Origin of the sequence: Lamprobacter sp., assembly GCF_034860625.1 — a bacterium.
In the GTDB taxonomy this organism is placed as follows: domain Bacteria; phylum Pseudomonadota; class Gammaproteobacteria; order Chromatiales; family Chromatiaceae; genus Lamprobacter.
In genome coordinates, this window is record NZ_JAYESN010000316.1 from 1 (window position 1) to 2,906 (window position 2,906).

Consider the following 2,906-nt stretch of genomic DNA (forward strand, 5'->3'; position numbering starts at 1 on the left):
TTCATAACACCATGCCATAGGCGATGGGCTGGATCGTCCACCCATACGGCAGCTCGACCGGCAGGGATAACGCTAGCGCCAGGGGCGCGCGTGCGGCCCCACCGCAGCAGCGGATACCAGGTGCCGGATAGGCGCTGCGGCGCCGGTGTTGGCCGAACAGGAGCCCAACGCAAAGCACCGCGACCACTCCGGAGACGCCGAGCTGGATGGCCAGGGCAAAGCCGCCGCCTTCCTACTGCCCCTTCTGCATGGCGGTTTACGCGACACACCATCCAGCGAAACGGCGTCCGGTGCGAACAAGCGCCACCACGTCAATGGCGCCAATAAGCGGGAAGAAACAGGATCAACAGGGTAAAGATCTCCAGCCGCCCGGCAAGCATACCGAAGACGCCGAGCCATTTGACCACATCATCGACACTGGCGAAGTTGGCGGCGACCTCACCCAGGCCAGGGCCGAGCAGGTTGACGGTCGCCACCACGGCACCAAAGGCCGATTCCAGGTCGAGTCCAGCGGCCATCATGGCAATGGTCAGCGCCAGGCAGACCGCCACATAGAGTACATAGAAGCCCCAGATCGAGAACAGCACGTCCTCCATGATCGGGCGCTTGCCGACCTTGACGTTGATCAGCGCATGCGGATGGGCCAGCTGTTTGAGCTGACGAATGCCCAGCTTGGCCAGGATCAGCACGCGCAACACCTTGATGCCGCCAGCGGTGGAGCCGCCGCAACCGCCGGTGAAGGACAGCACCACCAAGAGCAGCGGGATATGCAGCGGCCAAAGACCGAAGGTGGCGGTGCCGAAGCCGGTGCTGGTGAGGATCGAGGCGACCTGGAAAGTGCCATAGCGCCATGCCTCGGCGAGCGTCGCATAGGCCGTGGTCATGAACAGGCTGAGACTAATCAGCAGTGCACCGCCAAGGAAGATCAGCAGGTAGGCCAAGACCTCGGTGTCGCGCAGATAGGCACCGAGATCGCGTTTGTGCCAAGCTAGGAAGTGGACCGCGAAGTTGATCCCGCCAGCGACCATGAAGACGATCGCGATCAGCTCGATCGCCACACTGTCGAAGTAGCCGAGGCTCGCGTCATGGGTCGAGAAGCCGCCGGTCGCCACCGTGGTGAAGGCATGGCCGATGGCATCAAAGGGGCTCATGCCGGCCAGCCAGTAGCTCAGTGCGCAGGCTGCGGTGAGCGCGAAGTAGAGGGTCCAGAGCACACGCGCGGTCTCGGCGATGCGCGGGGTCGGCTTCTCGTGCTTGGCGACGCCGGAGGTCTCGGCCCGATAGAGCTGCATGCCGCCGACACCGAGTAGCGGCAGGATGGCGACCGCGAGCACGATCACGCCCATGCCGCCGAGCCATTGGATCTGCTGGCGATGGTAGAGGATCGACGGCGGCAAGCTGTCGATGCCTTCGATCACCGTCGCCCCGGTGGTCGTGAACCCGGAGATGGATTCGAATACCGCATCGGTGACGCCCCACTCCAGGCCGAGGATGAACGGCAGCGCGCCGAGCATGCCGAGCACCGCCCAGAACAGGGTGACGATCAGGAAGCCATCGCGCACCGAGAGCTGTTCGCGCTCGCGCAGGTTTGGCAGCCAGAGGATCAGCCCCGCGCTCGCGGTCAATGCCAGCGATAGCGCAAAGGCCTGCCACTGTTCGTCAGCGTACCAGATGGAGACCAGAATCGATGGTATGAAGCTGATGCTGTAGAGCAGCAACAAAATACCGAACAAGCGCACGATGGCTCGCCAGTGCATGCGGGGAACGTCTCCTAGTGTCGTGAATCTACGGCAACGTGGCTCGCGTATAGGAAGGACTCTAGCCGCGCCGCTAGAAAAAGGTCACGCCGACCTGGAACAGCTTCTCGACCTCGGGCACTCGCAAGCGGTCCTGCAAGAATAGAAGGCTCTTTATGTATCCCAGACAGCCCCAGGCCTCGAACGCGCCTGGGCACGCAGAAAGAACCGCTTGCCTGCGCGTTGTGGTCGAACGGTAAGTTGCCCAGGGGCAACGGCGAGTCGTCTTGTGAGTTCGCGGGCGAACTCGCCGCGGCGATGATAAACGCGATGGTGGTCGCCGCCGCAATCGCGGCAGCCGTGAGTCATTATCATACGCGCAAGCCTTCCCCCTGCGATTTAGGCACAGATCCCTGAACACAGGCACCCATCACCGCATCCTGAGCAAGATAGGCGCGGATCGCGTGATCCAGCCCGAGCAGGAGATCGGCCGCCACATCGCGCAGATGCTGACAATCCGTTGGTGCGCGATTATGTGAGCCTTGGCACCGGCTTCCATGTGATGGATTTCCGCGTGCCCGAAGGCCTCGCGGGAAAACGGATCGATGAGTTGAGACTGAGCGATGATTTTGACGTGCGCGCGCTTGGCCTGATGCGCGGCTCGGACTTCCTCTCCTGCGAGAGTGGCAGCGCAGAACTACAAACCGACGACAAGCTGTTGCTGCTGGGGCGCCGCGAGAACATGCAGCGCCTCGGTGACAGCCTCTGATCTGCGCTCTGGTTCGGGGCATGCTCCTGAAGTGGATCAGACAGGGCGGGCGGCTCCAGGTCCTGCCACCCGCGATCCTCGCCTTGCTCTACGCGACGCTGATCGCCGCCATGACGGTGATTTCCTTGACGCCGCCTTCGAGGTCACCTCTGCGTTCAGCGCGGTCGGTTTCTCGCGCGGCACCACCGAACATGTCGAAGCGGCTGGTCATGCTCAGATCGAGCACCAGGCGGATCGCCTTCTGCACCGATGCCTGATGCAGGAAGGCGCGGTCCTCGGTGACATGCACATAGGCCTGCAACGTTAGCAGCCACCAGAAGCCGGAATCGACCGGAGCGACGCGGGCGATGGCGTGCTCGCCGAAATCGGCGACTAGCGCCTCGCCGTCACCGTGATCGGTG

The 2,906-nt window shown here is 63.1% G+C and carries 3 protein-coding genes; 1 reads left to right on the plus strand and 2 read right to left on the minus strand.

From position 1 onward, the window contains the following. Positions 1–311: 311 nt before the first annotated feature. On the minus strand, positions 312–1,757 hold the full coding sequence (locus VBE63_RS26790; protein ID WP_323686050.1) for a TrkH family potassium uptake protein: 1,446 nt from the start codon (positions 1,755–1,757) through the stop codon (positions 312–314). A gap of 502 nt (positions 1,758–2,259) precedes the next feature. Here VBE63_RS26790 and VBE63_RS26795 point away from each other — a divergent pair. Continuing rightward, positions 2,260–2,505 (plus strand): TrkA C-terminal domain-containing protein, encoded by a 246-nt coding sequence (locus VBE63_RS26795; protein ID WP_323686051.1) that lies wholly within the window; start codon positions 2,260–2,262, stop codon positions 2,503–2,505. Between the two features lie 88 nt (positions 2,506–2,593). On the opposite strand, the gene VBE63_RS26800 is transcribed toward VBE63_RS26795, so the two are convergent. Beyond that, the coding region (locus VBE63_RS26800; protein ID WP_323686052.1) for a glycoside hydrolase 100 family protein at positions 2,594–2,906 on the minus strand (313 nt) is incomplete at its 5' end.